Genomic DNA, 17,183 nt, shown 5'->3' on the forward strand with positions numbered 1-17,183 from the left:
CATGCTGACTGAGATTTCAGATTTCGTTGTCGGGGTACTGCTGCTGATTAGCGCCTTGTTCGTGCTGGCCGCTTCAATCGGTCTCAACCGGTTTCCCGATGTTTACAACCGAATGCATTCCGCTTCCAAGGCCGGGACGCTCGGATCTGGCCTTGCGATGCTGGCCCTCGTCATCCACTCGGCTGATTTCAGTGTGGCAATACAAGCCTTTGCCGGTATTTTATTCCTCTTCCTGACGGTAACGATATCAGGGCATCTAATTGCCCGCGCTGCCTACTTAAGTGGAACGAAGCCCTGTAAAACTACGGTAATCGATGAATATGGTAGCAGCATTGAGAAAGATTGATTTTTTCAGCCTTTTTGTCTGAATGAGTTGAGTTGAGAAAATGAATCAATTGGCGCGGGAGCGAAAGAACCCGCGCTCTTTTCTTTTACCCTAATCAATTTATGCATTTCACTTACTTTGTGCTTGGAGATTCAGGAAGGGTTTTTCATTTTCCCACAACAAATCGGCTCATGCAGCTTTATTTCTTGAAGTAAAACCTCACTTCATTTACCAATGGAGCAAATCCTTTCAATCGCAAATGGTGTGCGAGGAATTATTCATTGAGCTAAAATGCTCGTTATTCCTCCCCATAAGCTTCAGACACAACTGGAAAGACACGCAATATGTCGGAAAACTCAGGTAATCATATTCTAATTGAACTGACAGCAGACATCGTTTCGGCCTATGTTAGTAATAATGCTGTGCCGGTCAACGATCTGTCCGGTCTGATCGGCGACATCTACAAAGCTTTGGAAGAAACCAAGAAGCCTGTAGCTGAGGAAATTGCCGAGGCACCGAAACCTGCAGTTTCAGTCAAGAAATCGATCACGCCTGACTATATCGTTTGCCTTGAAGATGGTAAAAAGTTCAAATCCCTAAAGCGACATCTCCGGACTCATTACAATCTGTCTCCTGAAGAGTATCGGGAAAAGTGGAGCCTGCCTGCCGACTATCCGATGGTTGCTCCAAGCTATGCAGAAGCGCGTTCGAACCTCGCCAAGAAAATGGGCCTTGGTCAACAGCGCCGCAAGAAATGATGGTTTGATCATTGTTTCAGAAGAACAGAAGGCAGCCTTTTGGCTGCCTTTTTCTTTATCCCTAACGCTCAAACCGGGATGTTGCGCCTGTTTGTCGCCTCGGTTTTGGGCGACTTTCGGCTTTCACTGCGGAAAGCCTGCCAGAGAGCGATATGGCGCGATAGGGAATACCTCCAGTGGCTGGCCCGGCCTCGCCGCCTTTCGGCTCTGAGCGCCAACAACAAGCGGCTCAGCAAATCCCGATGCTCCATTGCCTTGATTTCGTCGGGAAACAGATGCAGCAATCCGGGCAGGTCACGATACCGCCTGTATTCGCTTTCTCCATGTCTTAACTGTGCTTCAACAAGGCCCCGGGGAGAGGGCGGCGCGATCGGTGAAGGTCGCCCATCTTCGCACGGCGCAAAAGAACGGCGACCTGAGCTCGTAGCGAGCATTGCTTCAAATTTGGTCATGCCGCGAGGATACGAGTGTGCGGCGCGTTGGTGGATAAAGGGTACAAGTAGTATGGGCTTTGGCACCCAAAAGGCCACCTGTCCTTGCCTGAAATCGAACAACTTCAATGCCTTTGCGGCTCATACCTAAAAATATTCTTCCTTTTTTGAGAGTAATTAATCCTAGAAGCACGTATAGGTTGTATTTATTGGGGTATAAATTCCTATTTACAACCTAAGAGGGTTTCTCATGGCAATGAATACGACTTCGGAGATGTTGCAAGACTGCTTTATTCGCGAGGATGTCGCGCCGTTTTCCGGGCAATTTGCAGAAAGGCAAACGCAATACCAAGCACTGGATCTGGTTGACCAGCTGGTAGCTCGGACCTTTCGGATGCCTCGTTCCGCCTTGCACGCCGGCACTCGTTGCCGAAAGTCTGTCGCCTTTGCGCGTCAGGTTGCCATGTATCTCGGTCATGTCTGCCTTAGCTATCCGCTCAAGGACATTGCCAGCCACTATGGCCGTGACCGGACCACGGTTGCCTATGCCTGTCGTGTGGTCGAAGACCGGCGCGAGGAAGAGGGCGTCGAGCTTCTCATCAACAGCATGGAAAGCGCTCTGGAGACGATCATGTTGCTCACGCCACTCACCTGCACAAGGCCGTAACGGGGGAAACCATGCAAAGCCAGCACCATGACAACAACAACGCGAACCAGCCCCTTTCCAAGGACGATATCCGTTTGCTCAAGGCAATCGCCCGTGGTCTGAAGGCATTTCGCGAAACCGATGCCGACAAGGTCGACAAGAGTGTCAATCGATTGCTTCGATGTGGCGCGTTTGAATCAAGAGACGGATCATACGTCCTGACATCAGATGGCAAGCAGGCCCTGAGGCGCATAAAACTGGCGACCGAAGAGGAGAACATCTTTGCAGCTCAGCATCAGGAACGGGTCGATGTGGTGCAAGGCAATGGCGGCGATGTTAAGAATTGCAACGGTGCTGGGGACGCGTCGCATCGGATCAGGATCAATCGATCAGAAAGTCCGCTCGCCACCCTGGCCAATCGAAAACGCGCGAATGGTTCTCCCTGGTTGACCATAAGCCAATATACCGCCGGGGAACGCCTGCGCGCCGACTTTGAGCGGTCCCAGATGATGTCGTCGGTCGGAATGAACTGGGGCCGGCTCGGTGAAGCAGGGGGACAGAGTTCCAAAAAGGCCAGAGGCAAGGGGAAAACAGCCGAGATCACGGACAGTGCAATGGCAGCGCGCGCACGTTTCTATTCGGCACTTGATGACCTCGGAGAAGAAGCGGCGCACGCGGTTGTCGATTTTTGCTGCTACCAATGCGGCCTAGAAGAGGTCGAGCGCAAGCATCAATGGCCTGCACGGTCGGCCAAGCAGATCATGCGGCTGGCATTGGCGCAACTGGCACGTCACTACGGTCTGTCGGACGAAGCCAAAGGACGGGCCAGAAACCGAATGCTTCATTGGGGTGACGAAAGCTATCGCCCAAGTCTTGGGCGAGAGAAATAGAGCGCGGTTGTCGATCAGAGTAAAGCTCTGAAACGCTGGTCAGCTCACCAATGCTTTCTCTGCATCTGACTTGATGCGTCCGATCATGGCAGAAAGCCCGTTGGATCTCTGCGGTGTGAGATGCTCACGCAGGCCTATCTGGTTGAAGACTGCCTCGGCATCAATGGTCATGATGTCCTTGGCACTCTTGCCTGAAAAAGTGGCCAGAGCAATGGCAACCAATCCCTTGACGATATGAGCGTCGCTGTCACCGTTGAAGGTTAGAATTGGGTTGGTTGCTTCGCCGGAAGTCTGTGACGTGAGCCAGACCTGCGACACGCACCCTTGAACCTTGTTGGCATCATTCATTTCTTCGTCTGACAAGCCTGGCAGTTCTCGGCCCAGTTCGATGACGTAGCGATAGCGCTCCTCCCAATCGTCAATGAAGGAGAAGTTCTCAATGATTTCGTCAATGCTTAGGGACATGGTGTGCTCGGTTGGATGAATGGGACTATGAACAACAATCGATGTGCTGATTTGAACATTATCCAAGCGACGGAATGGGAGCAAGGGCTCACTGGGGAAAGGCACGTACAAAAAGAAAAACGCCGAAATGAAGGGCAAATTCATTTCGGCGTGGCCTGAGGCCAAAGGGACGAGTATGGCAGGCGCCTGGTGAGGGCAGGGTGATGAGGTGGTTGCCATTGGTTTGACAAGTCGTCCCTCACCAGGAGTACCGGCCTTGGGGAAACGGATCGAGGGGTTGAGGTCTCCGATCCGAACTGTTGTGCGACACTAGGGTCGAGTGTGTCGCGAAATCCTATTGCAGGTCATTGACCAACTGCGAAAGCTCCTGACGCTCCAGCCCCTGGTCATCCGAAAAACCGGGAGCCTGAATAAGGCCTGTCGCCTCCGTCGCATCAGCAACATCAGTGGTCTCCGGGGTGGCTTCCTCGCCATCAAGATACACATAAAGCTGCTTGGCGCCGTAACGGGCTTTTGCGGTGAAATTTTCCAGCGCGACCTCTCCGGCGGCGCACACATCGGGCTGCCGCGAACAGAAGGAGGTAAAGTCGCTCAAGGTTGCCTGAGCTGCCGTAATGGCCTGAGTAGCTGACAAACGCATGCTTGTCTCCTCTGAGCCTTTCTCAGTCGGCAGTATCAAGATGACCAGTGAAAGCCAGAATGCTGCTCTGATCAAAAATGACATGTCTGATGCCCTTTCATTCCCACTATGCAGCTCAAGGCCCTTTGCCATGAAGAGAGCTGCCTCACGTCCTGCTAACCCAAAGGACCGATCTCTTCCCGGATCGCTGAATGGTGCCAAACCATTTCGTTTTGGACACCCTTCGTTTGGGTCGCTTCATAACATAGGGCAAGGATGTCAAACTCCACTTGAAAGAGAACTTCAAATTAGAAGCAAATTCGAGACAAATCATAACCTCTTGCTAACCATTCAAAAGAGGCTAGGAATTCCGCCATTTCTGCAACGGGCTTGAACCGCATTAACTGCAAGCCACGACAGTGAAAGAACGGTGCGAAGGAGCCGTCAACACTTAATCACAGGAGTTAAGTAATTGAAAAATATATATAAATTGATCTATTGCAACAATTTGTCAGGGCTTTCTTAACCATAATGCCGCTTTCAGGGCCTATTTGGACAGAATTTGGTTGTTACGTTCTGTTCATCACGTTTGGCATCTTCTTTTTTAGCGTTCCTTAAAAGTCTTGATGGCACTGTAATCTGCAAACGATACCGTCCGGCGACTCGCCGGAAACCTGTTTGGTGTTGCGTAATGTTATGGTCGCGCCTGTTCCTATAGCGACCATCGTCAGGTGAGGTAAGCAAGTGCAAGACGCATTTTGGTCCAAAATCCCTTTTCAGTCCGTGATTGAGGGCCTGCTCCATAACTCCGGTCAGATCTCAGAAGAGGACCGCATGCGCCATACAGCGTTTGTCGGTGCTCATCTTTTGGTCGGCCTGTTGGCGCTCGCCACCCTGCCGCTTTTCCTTCTGTTGTCTCGCTCCGATTCTTCCGAAGCGGTATCTTCCTTCTTTCTGTTGCCGCTATGGATGCTGACCCCATTGCTTTCGGTTGCCTATCTGTCAAAGACCGGGCGTCTGTCCGGAGCTTTTCTGATCACCGCCACCCTGACTGCGGCATTTCTCGTCTGGATCTCAGGTTTTACCGGTGGGGTTCAGTCTCCACATCTGATCTGGTTGGGGGTCATTCCGCTTGAAGTGGCCTTGTCGGGCAACGGACGTATTGCCAAGCAGGCCCTGATGATCTGCGCCACAGCAATTGCTGCGGTCTGGGTGTTGCAATTGACAGTCTGGGGTGAGGCCTCCCCGGTCAATCCCTCTTTGACGGCCGTGATCGGTAGTCTCTCGGTCATGGCAGCAATCCTCTATGCTGGGCTGCTGTCCGTTCGTCTGCGAAAGTTGACGGATATGCCCCTCGGGCGTGTGGAAACGCAGGAAATGGTCTACCGCAGCAATGCCTATAGCTTGTCTGATGTTATCACCCATCATGACCGGTCGGGCGATGTCTCCTTTGTCTCCGAGGCATCCAAGGCTTTATTGAATACGAACCCGGAAGACCTGTTGGACAACAAGCTGTTCCAGCACATTCATATTCCCGATCGTCCGGCCTATTTGCGTACTTTGTCAGATTGCATGAACCAGACGGCGGGAGAGGAAAAGATCCTGACCGCAGAGCTGCGCATCATGATCGCATCCCCTGCGAAACAGCATCTGGACGACGTTCAAGAGGCAGCAGAGGTGCGTTGGGTGGAGTTCAAATGCATGCCGGAGCGCGATGAGCAGGGTGTCGTTGTCGGTGCGATCGCGACAACGCGTGACATTTCTACCAGAAAAGCCCACCAGGCTGCGCTGGAGGAGGCGCGCTGTGAGGCGGAGAAAGCCAACGAAGGCAAGATCCGGTTCCTTGCCAACGTCACGCATGAACTCCGCACACCGCTCAACACGATTATCGGCTTTTCGGAAATCCTGTCGCATCCCGAGTTGTCAAAGGACAATGACGAGCGAAACCGCGAATATGCTTCGCTCATTCACAACGGCGGGCATCATCTGTTGCAATTGGTCAATGCTCTGTTGGATATGTCGCGCCTTGAATCGGGGAACTTCGAGATTACCCCGCAACAGTTCAACTTGTGCGACCTCACACAAAGCTGTTGCAAGATGATGCAGGCTGAGGCTGATCAGCACCATGTCACATTGTTTAGCGAGTGTGACAAATCCATGCCCGAGTTCAACGCGGACCCGCGAGCCTGCCGCCAGATCCTGCTCAACCTGATATCCAATGCGGTTAAGTTCAGTGACAGTGGCGATCAGGTTAAAGTTGCGCTGAAATGGGCTCGTAAGGATCACAAGACCTCAACCGGTCAATGGGTGGAGTTGTCTGTAAGAGACAATGGCATCGGCATCAACAAAGAGGATATCCCGAAACTGGGCACACCCTTTGTACAAGCGGAAAACAGTCTTGATCGTCGGTACGAAGGTGCCGGGATCGGCTTGTCGATCGTTCGTGGCCTTGCGGAATTGCACAAGGGATCGATGCGCATCGAAAGCGAACGTGGTCAAGGAACCTGTGTAACCGTCACGCTGCCGGTTGACATGGAGACCGTGAGCGACGAGGAAGACAAACTCACGCCAAATTCGCTGGTTAGCATTCCCCTTTCCAGTGAACCGACCGAGCTTAGGACCGAGCAGAAAGAAAACCCAACGTCGGGCACGAAGGTAGCCTGACGCAATAAGAACAATGATAGTGGGCCGCTTCCCAATGGACCAAAGGGACCAAGGGAGAGTGGGGATAAAACGAGGCTGAACGCATGTCAGAGACATTTGACAATTATGACAATTGGGAAGACGAGGGCCAGGACAGCCCCGTAGCCCTGGTTGGCATTCTGGTCATGCTGCTCACAACGGCGGCCATCATGGTCAATGCCTTGTTCATGCAGCCCAAGTCTGCCGAAATCGACATGATCAACCGGGCTTCGCAGGAACAACAGGTCAGTCAGGAAGCAACCGGGACAATTGCCAAGAAGAATGCTTCGGGCTACGCGCTCAAGAACGATCACGCAGCGATGGTTCTTGCCATTCAGCGCCAGCTCACCATGGCCGGTTACTATATGGGACCGCTCGACGGCATGGAGGGTGCCCAGACCAGGGAAGCCATCCTTGCTTTTCAGGATGCAATCGGAATGCCCGCCAATGGTCGAGCCAGCCTTCAACTGCACAACATTCTGATTGGCCGCAAGCAATACACCCCCTCGGTGCAAGCCGTTGCGGCTCCTAAGCCCGAGCCCACACAGAGTGATCTGGATGCCCTGCCTCGCTCCAAGCCGATGCAACAGGCCGATTCTGGCGCCGATGTCGTTGTGCCAACGGTTCGGCTTGCAAGCGTCCGTGTCAACACTGGCCCGACGCCACCAGCCGAGATACCTGCTTCACCCGAAGCTGATCCGATGCTGGCCAAGGTTCAGTCGGCCTTGCAGAAATTCGGCTATGCAGATCTCACGGTCGATGGCCTGATGGGTAGCCGTACCCAGTCTGCCATTGCTGGTTTCCAGCGCAGTCGCGGCCTTGCCGTCACCGGTAAGGTCAATGATCGCCTGTTGCAGGATATGATGATCCTTGGCTATCTCGAACTTGGATAGACACCCCCTAAAACAAGTCTGGTAGGGTACATGCGCGTTACCTCCGAATTCTGGGTCTCCGCCTATTTGCGTACCCGAAATGCAAAAAACAAACCCTCTGTACTCATGCATCGAGGCGCCGTGGAAGCTGGTGCCATCTATGTTCGCATTGATCGGCTTGATGGGACCTACGATCTTTATCAACCGGCAAGTCAGTTTGCCTATGATGATGAGAGCATCAAAAAGGGCGATCGCCTTTTCACCAAAACGCTCGACGGCGTGACGGTGTTCGATGTCATGGACAGGATGGAATCGGAACTGAAATTCGATTCTGATTGTTGGATCGTCGAGACCGAATGCGCCGAGGGCAGTCATGATCTGCCGCTTGCAAACGAAGACATGTTTTGACCCACTTTACGGCCAGAGCGGAGTGAACCGAGATCGGATGGTCTCGGCCTGCAATCCGCTCTGTCTAAAGTCACATCAATCGGAAAAGTTGACGCGCCGTCCAAATGAGGGCGCCTGTTGAATGTCGTGATGACCGTTGTGCAGCGTCTGTGTGGCCTGGCCATCCCTGCGCATCCTTGGCGATGCATCCCCGGCACCATCATCATAGACTGTTTCATGCGCAGGCGAAGCGACCGCCCGGCCGGTGCCAAACAACTGGGTCACAATCTTGCTGGCCGCGGCCGGATAGAGCTGATGATAAAGCGTCATCAATTGGGCGATTTTGTTATAATGGTGCGAGACGGCATCCGGCCCGTGCAGCAGCATGGAGAGGCTGCCACTCTCATCAAGACCGATATGGTAGAGATAGACCACCATCGCTTCGCCACCCTTGTCTTGCAGCAAACGCGTCATATCGAGCCTACGGTGGCCCGACAGGTCGTGCAGCATGTCAGCCAGAGCGATACGATCATTGCTGAAACGAGCCATCACCAATTTGCGTGCTTCTTCATCGTCCAGCATCTTGCGGGCGGACCGATCATGCTCAAGGCGGGCTGCATCGACGAGCGTTTCGGAAATGATGTTCTGCAGCAGCGTCAGTCGGCTTTCATCATCATAGGCATAGAATGCATCGGCCATGCCTTCGGCATTGAGATTGGAGCCTGTGATTTCTCTCAGGCTGACACTTCGGGTCTCGTGGATCGTGACCGAGCCACTTTCATCCGATGCGGCGGGTTCGGCCTCGTGAGACGCTTCCATGGAGCGAAGAACAGAGAACTCGTCTGCATCGACGAGATGGTGCTCGGCCATCGCGGGCAAGTCGATCATTTCCGATGTCTGGGATTCATATGCTTCAGGAGCCTCGGACATGGGAATCCCGGCCTGTTGATTCAGAGTGCTTTCTGCCTCAATATTTACCGCAAGGGTCTCGCTGACAGGTTTGCTTTCATGGGCAACGCGTTCAGCCGCGAGTTGTTCGACAATGACCTGCATCGGGGCAACCGCCATGTCGTCTATCGCTGTGACCTTGCCATTTTCGATGAAAGCAAGATCCACCGGCTCAACAAGCTCGACGACCGGAGCTGCTCGTTGCTTATGCTGCTCCATCAATACATCGGTGACAGATGGAAGATCGGGTTCGGCTTCCATGAGTTCGAGGCCGTCGAAAGACACCATATCTGGCATGAATCCCATCGGCGCATGTTCATGAACCAGCGGTCCTTGCGTCTCTGGCCTTTGTGTGGGAACCACGATTTCGTAAGGCGGCTCTTCTTGGAATTGAGCGCTTTGGCCCAGTGTGTCCGGTTCTGCAAGTGCATTGCCAAACATCAGACCGTCTTGCCTTGCGTCATCTTGCACGGCAGCAGATATGTCATTGGGCTTATCATCGGAGAGCGCTCTGCTTGGCATCACGATGGTCGGCTCCGGTGCCATCTGTATTGTATCTACGTCGGGCGTGGCACTCACAATTGGTGCAGCACCCGCACTGCGGAGCACGGCCTCTTGAGCTGTCTTCACCGGATCAGCGCTTCTATCGGGTGATGCATGAGAAACGGTTGCAGTTTTCGAATTTGGCTTCGAGTAGGGGACGACCTCACGCTTCAACCACGAAAGGGCCTGTTGCCAATCATCTTCTGTGGCTGATTCCAGTTCAACCCGGGCTGCAGCGGTCGCAGAAGGAAGCTCTTCGGTTTGTTTGGTCTCTCCGGAGCGTTTGCGAATGGTAAGTGTGATCTGAGCCTTGCGGTCCGACTGCGTTTCATTGTGCGGTGCAGGGTCTTGCTGGACGATATCAGCAGCATAAAGTGACAGATTGGAAGAGGCGTGTTCCTCAATCATCTGTTGCGCATTCAACAGCTCAGGCGAGAACTCGGGCAAACCGATGTCTGGCTGAGGCTGCGAGGCGGTTGCTGGCGCAGGAATGGACAGGGGTGCCTCTGATGGATTTGCTTCATCCAGCGGGTCAACTTGTGATCCAAGAAATGAAATGGCTGCCGCGCGTGTTCGCGGGTCCAACCGTTCCAGCGGCGGGAAGGGGGCATTCTCCGGGTCGTTCACGCCGATGCGGAAAGACATCCTGCGTGGACCTTCCCAGTCCTCCAGATCATCGTCACCCGCGTCATAATGCGTCGGCTCATAGATCTCGGTTTGAGACGAATGCAGCGGCTCCGTTTCACCAAGCTGCAGTTCCAGCACATCTTCCTCGGCCAGCGACAGCGCAAGAGCTTCAAGGTCTTGATCCGCAAGACCGAAGAAAGCGCCGGCAACCGCCTCTTCTGTCAGTGGAGCTGGTTGATTGACTTGGTCTGCGAATTCAGCAGACGGCTCTACAATGACCTCTGACTGAGCTGGCTGAACATCGTGCACATCGGATTCGGCCAAAGATCGCGCAAGGGCTTCAATGGCGTCGTCATCGAGTTGATCCCAGTCTTCTCCAGCGAGCTGCTCAAGCATGGCCATGTCATTGGCATCGAGAAAGGAATCGTCGCCCGGCAGGGCTGCTTCATGATCGGTTACACTTGCGGATGCGCCGGGGTCGGGGACATCGTCAGTGCTGGTCGCGATTGACGCATCTTTCGGCAATTCGGGTTCTGCTGCAGGTTGATAATGCTCAGCCCAATCCTGTTCCATCGAAGAAACCAGCGCGTCGAGTCTATCCTTGTTCGTCGTCATTGCTTGTTGCCCCGTCTGCCCATTTGTGTCCCCTGCAAGGCGAGTCATTTTTTTGCGCTGCGTTTCCGAAACCCGTGCCGCAATAGCATGGTTGTCAAGGAGACTGCGCGCGACCGGTCGCTCGCTGTAAGACAACAGGTGAGAGATCAAAACCGAATTGAGATCTGCGCGCTGTGCAATGGCGCGACGTTCTTCGGTTGTCCCTTGCAATATCTGAGTTGTCAGATCCGCCTCACTCAGCCTTTTTGAGTTTGAAAGGATCGGAAAAGCGACTTTTGAATTATCACAGCACAGCAGCGTCAGGACATCAAGCGGCACGCCATCACAGCGGCAAAGCAACTCGGCAATTCGGATACGCTCGCCAACGGGCGTTCTCGAATACTGGCGATGAAATGCCATAGAGAATGCACGGCAGGCATGGCTGTCAAAGCGACCAGCAGCCAGAAAACGCTCGGTAATAGCGATAAGCCGAGTCTCTTCCTTGCTTTTCATTCGTCCAAAGCCTTCATCAACCACGCAAAACCAGTGCTGCGAAATGGAGCCAGCATCCCAAAATATCCGCAAAGAGGTGACGCTGAAAATCAATGATCCCATATTCAGGAGTAAACTTTAATTTGTTGTTAACCATGATGGCATCGAAGTAATTATCCACCAATGGAAAACATGGATCAAAAGAAGCTTACACATGCGGATTTGCGTCTTGGCATGGAGACGCAACTGCGAAACAATATTTTCCGAAACGATTCGGCCCTGAAAAGGGAGGGGATAGGTGCGCGCAGATGTTGGGCGCACCATCATCCCGATGTGGCAACAGGATCACGAGTGCCTTGGAAAAGAGCCAGATTTCATTATCTCGCAACAGATTGAAATACGCCGCATCGACGGTGAAAGTGGCCATGGTCATCACGACTTTGGGGAGCCTGGCCGCCTGCATAACGTCGACCGAGGGTGATTTTGGTCGTGCGGATCGCAATGTGGCCAATGAGTCCATCATGAAATTTGGTGGCAAATGGCGTTCCAAGATACAGGGTGAGCTCTATTCCGATTTCCAGATGACCGATGAGGAAATCTTGATGCGTGATAAGGCGTGGGCACTTATCCGGCCGCCCCATGCGCAGGATTGGATTTCGTCCGATCTTTGGGATTTCATTCCTTCGATCCGATATGCGACGCTGCACGTGCTGACAGACGCCCAGCGCACGCGCTTGACCCCCGTCATCGACACCGCCTTTAATGCCAAACACTATTACCGCGCGCTTAGGTCAGAGGATTATGCCTCTCATCATGTGCGCTATGATCGCATCACTACAGATATCAATCAGGATCGGGATGTGTTTGCTGCGTTTGTTCCGGTGGCTGAGCGGGTGGTGGAGATGGATAGCGAGCGCATGTCTGCACTGAACCGGGCCGCCGATATGGAACCTGGAGAGCTCAAGAATGCTTATGCCCGGGTGGATGAGAACCGGCGCTTCATCGGCTGGGTCTGGCGTGCGATGAAATTCCGCATGCGCGCCTATGCCTATGCCATCAAACGGCTGGAAATCGCAACGCCCTCGCCCAAGGTGGCAGAAGCCAATGCTGCCTTGAGGCGGCTACATGCCGAGTTTCTCGCGCAAAGCGGCGATTTTGGTCAGGAAAAATTCACAATCGCGAACGACACGCCGCGGCCATCGAGATACACCCGACGCCAATGGGCCAAGGAAGACCCAAATCTCGTAAAATAGTCAGCCGACAACGGTACTTCTGCCAGCCTATTCAAAGGACTGTCTATTCAAAGGACTGTCTATTCAAAGGACTGGGGATCCCAAAGGGGAGAACAGGTCAAAGCGCTGATTGCATCCGCGATCATGTCTCGCTTCTGCTCAGAGGCGACAAAGGCCCGAAGGACAAGCAACCCGCGATCCTCCGTCGAGCTGATGATGATCGATGTATCATCAATCAGATCCGGTCGCTCTGCGAGAAGGCGCTGTTGTCCTGGGGACGCAAGCACGATGTTGACCCGCGATCCTGATGTCTGGTTTGTCAGACTGAATTGGCTCCGTCCCAGACTGTCGACATAATTCAGGCTCCAGAAGTCCGACGGAACCTGACCTTTGAGCGCAATCGGCGCAGAGGTTACATCGGCCCGACAAATGCCGTAGGCAAACAACGGATCGAGATCACGCGATAGATTGGTTGCTGCCTTTGGATCGCTGATCGTGAAGACCTTGTGAACGGGCCCCAACTGCAAGGCTTTGTGCCACACGTCGTTGACCGAGTTGTAGGGAATGGAAAAAATAGTCGCGATGTGAATAACGACAGCAGCGATGAGCGCTGCAAGGATGACAAAACCGAAGCGGATCATTGGCAACTGTCCCATGCAATGTTCGGCAGCTTGATGTCGCCGAGGCCACCGCTGCTCTTCAGGGACGTATCATAAAGCCGCAAAATCAATCGGAACGAGGAGGCTGCCTCGCTTTTCAGCCAGTTGCCGCCCATTACCTCCGGTGCCGTGACAATTTCGTATCGCTCGGTGTCAGATGCCTTCAGGCGAGCGATGTTCTGACTATGAAAGCCATATCGATTGGATGGGTTGTTGACGAGTTTGTCGTCTGATGTGATCAGCGACAGCGTCCATAGGCGCGCGGGGAGCTGGGTGCCATAAATCCGGTATTGGCAGGCACCATCGAGCGGTGTGCCATCATTGTCTGTCTCGGCGACAAAGGACAGCCCCTCACCAGAACCAAGAGGAAGAGACCCTTTGCGGGCCTGATCTGCCTTGGCGTAAGGGTTGGCGTCCGGGCCAGATGCATCAAGCCAGCTATGCCAGGGACCAATTTCAATCCGCTCGAGACGGTCGGCATGGTTGACGGCAAAATAAGCGCTGCCAACGCCTAGGCCCACGGCTATAATCATGAAAAGAACGATATCTCTTAACAAAAGCACGTGTTTAAGCCTTCGAATTGGGTCAGCAAGCTTCGCTAGCATGCCTCGCCCAGCAAGATTTCACAATGTGTTAGCGATCATAGCACCGTGAATGCCACACAGGATTCTTTAAAAATCCTTTGAAATAATCCGTACAGGTATTCTTTCAAAGGTCAATTGCTCGGACCAAACTTTGGGCCGCTTCGCCGCCTGATTGCACATTCGTTGAAAAATGGACCGTTCGAATGCGGCCTGTCAGGCAAGATCAGTTTGTGCGCCAGCTCTGGCCAACTTCCATCAGACCACCACGTTCCGGACGCTCCATGGGCATCAGACCCGAGAGTTGTTGTGGTTCGGGATTTCCCTGAGCCGCGTCCCGCTTCGATGGTCGTGTGGGCTGAACGATCGGGTCGGATGTATCCACGTCGAATAGGTTGGACAATTCATCAAGCTGTCGAACCACCGCGGGAGATAGGCGCTGGTCACCGCGTCTCGCCTTGATATCCTTGATGCGCCCGCCACTGGCAAGCTGAATGCCATCCGCATTGGGCATAAAATCGACCGGATTGTCGACGAAAGGCAATGGTTTCAGGGCCACCTGTTGGTGGGCGGCTGACATGATGGCTTGCCATGTCATGGCAGGAAGACGACCGCCAGTCAAACGGTTGGTCGGACGGTTGTTGTCGTTGCCATACCAGACAGCGGCGGCATAGTTGCCGGTATAGCCACAGAACCATGCGTCCTTGTAGGCTGATGTGGTGCCGGTTTTGCCTGCAGCAGTGATGCCCGGCAATTGGGCCCGGGTTCCCGTGCCTGCCTGAATAACCGTGACCAGCATCTTGTTCATGTCCGCGATGGCTTCTTCAGGTATGATCTGTTCTGGCTGCGAATCCCGCTGGTGGTCAAAAATGATCCGACCCTGAGAATCAATAATCTGCAACACCGCGTGTGGGGTGGCCTTTTTCCCGCCTGACGCAAAGACTGCATAACCGGCTGCCATGTCCATGACGGTCACCTCGGACGCGCCAAGAGGCATGGAACGGGTTATGTAAAGCTTAGAATTGATGCCCATCTTGTGCGCAACATCTGCAATCTTGTCTCGCCCGATTGCTTCTGCAAGGCGAACCGGAACGGTGTTGATCGAGCGTCGCAACGCATTCGTTAGCGTAACAGGGCCAGAGTATCGGCGGCCATAGTTTCGAACCGACCAGTTGCCGATCGTCAGAGGGGCATCCTGTACCACCGAGTTCGGCGTGAAGCCGTTCATCATCGCAGTTGTGTAAACGAAAGGCTTGAAGGATGAACCCGGCTGGCGCTTGGCATCGGTTGCCCGGTTGAACTGACTGCGTCCATAGTCCTGCCCGCCATACATGGCAACGACGGCTCCATCAGGCTCCATCAGAACAGCCGCGGCCTGACCGACACCATATTGCTTGCCGTAATCACGCAGATTGCGGCTTACTGCAAGTTCGGTCTGCTTTTGCACCGTCATGTCGATGGTCGTTTTCACTGTGAGAACACGGTGTTTGCCACCCGACATGCGTTTGACTTCTTCAAACGCCCAATCGAGAAAATAGTTGGGAGTTGACGCGTCATTCTTGTCAATCGGTGCCGCCGGATTGCGCAACGCACCAACGATCTGACCCTCTGTCAGATACTTCGCCTGAACCATGTTGACCAACACTTGCTTGGCCCGGGCACGAGCTCTGGGGAGATTGACATGCGGGGCGTATTTCGTCGGAGCCTTGAAGAGGCCTGCCAGCATGGCAGCTTCGGCCAGCGACAGATCTTTTGCTGATTTTCCGAAGTAGTACTCGGCCGCCGCCGCGATACCGTAAGCACCACCGCCCATGTAGGCGCGGTCGAGATAGAGCTTCAGAATTTCGCGTTTCGTCAGACGCGCTTCCAGCCAGAGGGAAAGAAACGCTTCGTCAATCTTGCGTTTCAATGTCCGTTCGTTGCTCAGGAAAAGGTTCTTGGCGAGCTGCTGGGTGAGGGTGGAGCCGCCTTGTACCACGCCGCCGGCTCGCGCATTTTCAAGCATCGCACGGGCAAGGCCCACAAAATCGATGCCAAAATGCTCGAAGAAGCGGCGGTCTTCAGTTGCCAGAACTGCCTTGATGAAATTATCCGGCAATTCCTCAAGCTCGAAGGAATCATCCTGAAGAATGCCGCGTTTGCCGATTTCGTTGCCATACCGATCAAGGAACGTGACCGCGTAATCTTCCTGTGGTGGAAGACCATCAACCGTCAAATCGAAATTGCTCAGAGCAAGCGTCAGGGCGAGGATAGAACCAAACACAGCCATAGTGAGGCCGCCAGAGAGAGATTGCACCAGCCAAAACCGCCAACCAGTCACCGTGAATCGACGCATAAACGTGTTGGCGTTATCAAGCGCACGTGCGAGCATGCCCCAAAAGTGGTACATCCCGGTGTCAATCGAAGCATCGAAAGCCAACAGTCGCTTCTTGAATTTGGCTTTTGTCTTATTTTGATACGGATCGCGCACGATAAAACAGATCTCTGTCCGATAGTGGAAAGTCTGATATAACTCTGTTAATCATTGCTTGGCAAGAAGCAAGCGCAGTGCCAAACTTTGACGTAACTTTTGTGTAACACAATGCTGACTCTTTCGGGGCATCTTTGTTGCACTTCCACCGATGACCTCCCAAGCCTCAGCGAGCAATAATCAAATGAAAAAGCAGTCGGATTTTTCCATTGCATCCACGCCCGGCGATGGAGAGCCCGAAAAACCCTTTTGGCAAGTCAAACGCCTCGATGAGATGACCCGTCCAGAGTGGGAGTCGCTGTGTGATGGTTGCGCGCGCTGCTGCCTGAACAAGCTCGAAGACTGGGATACCGGGGATATCGCCTGGACAAATGTCGCCTGCACTCTTTTGGATGATCAGACATGCCGGTGCCGTGACTATGACAATCGATTGGCGACGATTCCTGATTGCGTGCCGCTTGATGTTGAAAAGGTGCAATCGATCATCTGGTTGCCGCCGACCTGCGCCTATCGTTTGCTGGATGAAGGCTATGATCTCTATTGGTGGCACCCGCTCGTCTCTGGCGATCCCGATACGATCCATCAAGCCGGAATATCTGTACGCGGTCGCACGGTGCCAGAAGACGGGATGGAACCGGAGGACTATGAAAACCATCTGGCGATGTGGCCCGGCGAAGACTATGAAGAAGCGCCTCAGCCTCTTCCCGTCCACCAAAACGATGAACAAGGCACTTGATAAAACACAAGAAATTCAATCATTGATAGAAAAATACAACTTTAAAGAGAAAATGACTTGACCACCGAACGGTCTTGCGCTATACATTAGCTACAGTCGGAATGGTGCGGATAAATTCTTCGCAGTCGGCTTTTACTATTTCTGGGTCTTGTGTTCACGCATGGCCCCCAAACCGCACGCCAATCGGCGCTGCGGTTTTTTTGTGCCTGCCGTCCAGTCCTCAAGG

Annotated in this window: 16 protein-coding genes; 9 read left to right on the forward strand and 7 right to left on the reverse strand. The window is 53.5% G+C overall.

All coding sequences use genetic code 11. The features are described from left to right. Position 1: 1 nt before the first annotated feature. Positions 2-346 (forward strand): monovalent cation/H(+) antiporter subunit G, encoded by a 345-nt coding sequence (gene mnhG / locus CPH65_RS15160; RefSeq protein ID WP_096174620.1) that lies wholly within the window; start codon positions 2-4, stop codon positions 344-346. A gap of 323 nt (positions 347-669) precedes the next feature. Further along, positions 670-1,083 carry a MucR family transcriptional regulator gene (locus CPH65_RS15165; protein WP_096174623.1) on the forward strand — a complete coding sequence of 138 codons (414 nt, stop codon included), beginning with the start codon at positions 670-672 and terminating at the stop codon, positions 1,081-1,083. A gap of 68 nt (positions 1,084-1,151) precedes the next feature. On the opposite strand, the gene CPH65_RS15170 is transcribed toward CPH65_RS15165, so the two are convergent. Beyond that, complete coding sequence (locus CPH65_RS15170) at positions 1,152-1,517, reverse strand: DUF6477 family protein (protein WP_244574419.1); 366 nt, start codon at positions 1,515-1,517, stop codon at positions 1,152-1,154. 247 nt (positions 1,518-1,764) lie between these two features. On the opposite strand from CPH65_RS15170, the gene CPH65_RS15175 reads away from it, so the two are divergent. Both CPH65_RS15175 and CPH65_RS15180 read left to right on the forward strand, forming a co-directional pair. Continuing rightward, on the forward strand, positions 1,765-2,181 hold the full coding sequence (locus CPH65_RS15175) for a helix-turn-helix domain-containing protein (protein ID WP_096174626.1): 417 nt from the start codon (positions 1,765-1,767) through the stop codon (positions 2,179-2,181). Between the two features lie 11 nt (positions 2,182-2,192). Then, positions 2,193-3,050 carry a DUF6456 domain-containing protein gene (locus tag CPH65_RS15180; RefSeq protein WP_096174628.1) on the forward strand — a complete coding sequence of 286 codons (858 nt, stop codon included), beginning with the start codon at positions 2,193-2,195 and terminating at the stop codon, positions 3,048-3,050. A gap of 39 nt (positions 3,051-3,089) precedes the next feature. On the opposite strand, the gene CPH65_RS15185 is transcribed toward CPH65_RS15180, so the two are convergent. Next, positions 3,090-3,515: a SufE family protein gene (locus tag CPH65_RS15185; protein ID WP_096174631.1), complete on the reverse strand. Its 426-nt coding sequence runs from the start codon at positions 3,513-3,515 to the stop codon at positions 3,090-3,092. Positions 3,516-3,849: 334 nt separating this feature from the next. Then, positions 3,850-4,155, reverse strand: coding sequence for a DUF5330 domain-containing protein (locus CPH65_RS15190; protein WP_157747723.1), 306 nt, complete (start codon positions 4,153-4,155; stop codon positions 3,850-3,852). An 813-nt stretch (positions 4,156-4,968) separates the two neighbouring features. Between CPH65_RS15190 and CPH65_RS15195 the strand changes: the two genes are divergently transcribed. From CPH65_RS15195 to CPH65_RS15205, 3 genes are all read left to right on the forward strand, one after another. After that, positions 4,969-6,798: a PAS domain-containing sensor histidine kinase gene (locus tag CPH65_RS15195; protein ID WP_157747724.1), complete on the forward strand. Its 1,830-nt coding sequence runs from the start codon at positions 4,969-4,971 to the stop codon at positions 6,796-6,798. Positions 6,799-6,881: 83 nt separating this feature from the next. Continuing rightward, positions 6,882-7,709 (forward strand): peptidoglycan-binding protein, encoded by an 828-nt coding sequence (locus tag CPH65_RS15200; protein ID WP_096174639.1) that lies wholly within the window; start codon positions 6,882-6,884, stop codon positions 7,707-7,709. Positions 7,710-7,739: 30 nt separating this feature from the next. Then, positions 7,740-8,096: a DUF1491 family protein gene (locus CPH65_RS15205; RefSeq protein WP_096174642.1), complete on the forward strand. Its 357-nt coding sequence runs from the start codon at positions 7,740-7,742 to the stop codon at positions 8,094-8,096. 75 nt (positions 8,097-8,171) lie between these two features. Here the strand turns inward: CPH65_RS15205 and CPH65_RS15210 are convergent, their stop codons facing one another. Next, positions 8,172-11,300, reverse strand: a complete 3,129-nt coding sequence (locus CPH65_RS15210; protein ID WP_157747725.1) for a DUF2336 domain-containing protein — start codon at positions 11,298-11,300, stop codon at positions 8,172-8,174. 371 nt (positions 11,301-11,671) lie between these two features. Here CPH65_RS15210 and CPH65_RS15220 point away from each other — a divergent pair, with 371 nt between their 5' ends. Then, a complete protein-coding gene (locus tag CPH65_RS15220) occupies positions 11,672-12,532 on the forward strand; it encodes a hypothetical protein (protein WP_157747726.1) in 861 nt (286 codons plus the stop codon). A 59-nt stretch (positions 12,533-12,591) separates the two neighbouring features. On the opposite strand, the gene CPH65_RS15225 is transcribed toward CPH65_RS15220, so the two are convergent. From CPH65_RS15225 to CPH65_RS15235, 3 genes are all read right to left on the reverse strand, one after another. Continuing rightward, entirely contained in the window at positions 12,592-13,152 is a 561-nt protein-coding gene (locus tag CPH65_RS15225; protein WP_096174652.1) for a DUF1254 domain-containing protein, read from the reverse strand. Beyond that, on the reverse strand, positions 13,149-13,703 hold the full coding sequence (locus tag CPH65_RS15230; protein WP_157747727.1) for a DUF1214 domain-containing protein: 555 nt from the start codon (positions 13,701-13,703) through the stop codon (positions 13,149-13,151). The genes CPH65_RS15225 and CPH65_RS15230 overlap by 4 nt, the downstream gene beginning before the upstream one ends. A 274-nt stretch (positions 13,704-13,977) precedes the next feature. Next, entirely contained in the window at positions 13,978-16,170 is a 2,193-nt protein-coding gene (locus CPH65_RS15235) for a transglycosylase domain-containing protein (RefSeq protein ID WP_197703858.1), read from the reverse strand. Between the two features lie 235 nt (positions 16,171-16,405). Here CPH65_RS15235 and CPH65_RS15240 point away from each other — a divergent pair, with 235 nt between their 5' ends. Beyond that, complete coding sequence (locus CPH65_RS15240; RefSeq protein WP_096174657.1) at positions 16,406-16,957, forward strand: YcgN family cysteine cluster protein; 552 nt, start codon at positions 16,406-16,408, stop codon at positions 16,955-16,957. The last annotated feature ends 226 nt before the right edge of the window (positions 16,958-17,183 follow it).

The sequence above is a fragment of the Cohaesibacter sp. ES.047 genome, assembly GCF_900215505.1.
Lineage (GTDB): Bacteria > Pseudomonadota > Alphaproteobacteria > Rhizobiales > Cohaesibacteraceae > Cohaesibacter.

Coding starts and splice junctions, on each gene's coding strand:
- CPH65_RS15180 (WP_096174628.1), top strand. CDS start 2,193: ATGCAAAGCCAGCACCATGACAACAACAACGCGAACCAGCCCCTTTCC.
- CPH65_RS15225 (WP_096174652.1), bottom strand. CDS start 13,152: ATGATCCGCTTCGGTTTTGTCATCCTTGCAGCGCTCATCGCTGCTGTC.
- CPH65_RS15200 (WP_096174639.1), top strand. CDS start 6,882: ATGTCAGAGACATTTGACAATTATGACAATTGGGAAGACGAGGGCCAG.
- CPH65_RS15240 (WP_096174657.1), top strand. CDS start 16,406: ATGAAAAAGCAGTCGGATTTTTCCATTGCATCCACGCCCGGCGATGGA.
- mnhG (WP_096174620.1), top strand. CDS start 2: ATGCTGACTGAGATTTCAGATTTCGTTGTCGGGGTACTGCTGCTGATT.
- CPH65_RS15205 (WP_096174642.1), top strand. CDS start 7,740: ATGCGCGTTACCTCCGAATTCTGGGTCTCCGCCTATTTGCGTACCCGA.
- CPH65_RS15230 (WP_157747727.1), bottom strand. CDS start 13,703: ATGATTATAGCCGTGGGCCTAGGCGTTGGCAGCGCTTATTTTGCCGTC.
- CPH65_RS15210 (WP_157747725.1), bottom strand. CDS start 11,300: ATGAAAAGCAAGGAAGAGACTCGGCTTATCGCTATTACCGAGCGTTTT.
- CPH65_RS15185 (WP_096174631.1), bottom strand. CDS start 3,515: ATGTCCCTAAGCATTGACGAAATCATTGAGAACTTCTCCTTCATTGAC.
- CPH65_RS15190 (WP_157747723.1), bottom strand. CDS start 4,155: ATGCGTTTGTCAGCTACTCAGGCCATTACGGCAGCTCAGGCAACCTTG.
- CPH65_RS15170 (WP_244574419.1), bottom strand. CDS start 1,517: ATGCTCGCTACGAGCTCAGGTCGCCGTTCTTTTGCGCCGTGCGAAGAT.
- CPH65_RS15195 (WP_157747724.1), top strand. CDS start 4,969: ATGCGCCATACAGCGTTTGTCGGTGCTCATCTTTTGGTCGGCCTGTTG.
- CPH65_RS15165 (WP_096174623.1), top strand. CDS start 670: ATGTCGGAAAACTCAGGTAATCATATTCTAATTGAACTGACAGCAGAC.
- CPH65_RS15175 (WP_096174626.1), top strand. CDS start 1,765: ATGGCAATGAATACGACTTCGGAGATGTTGCAAGACTGCTTTATTCGC.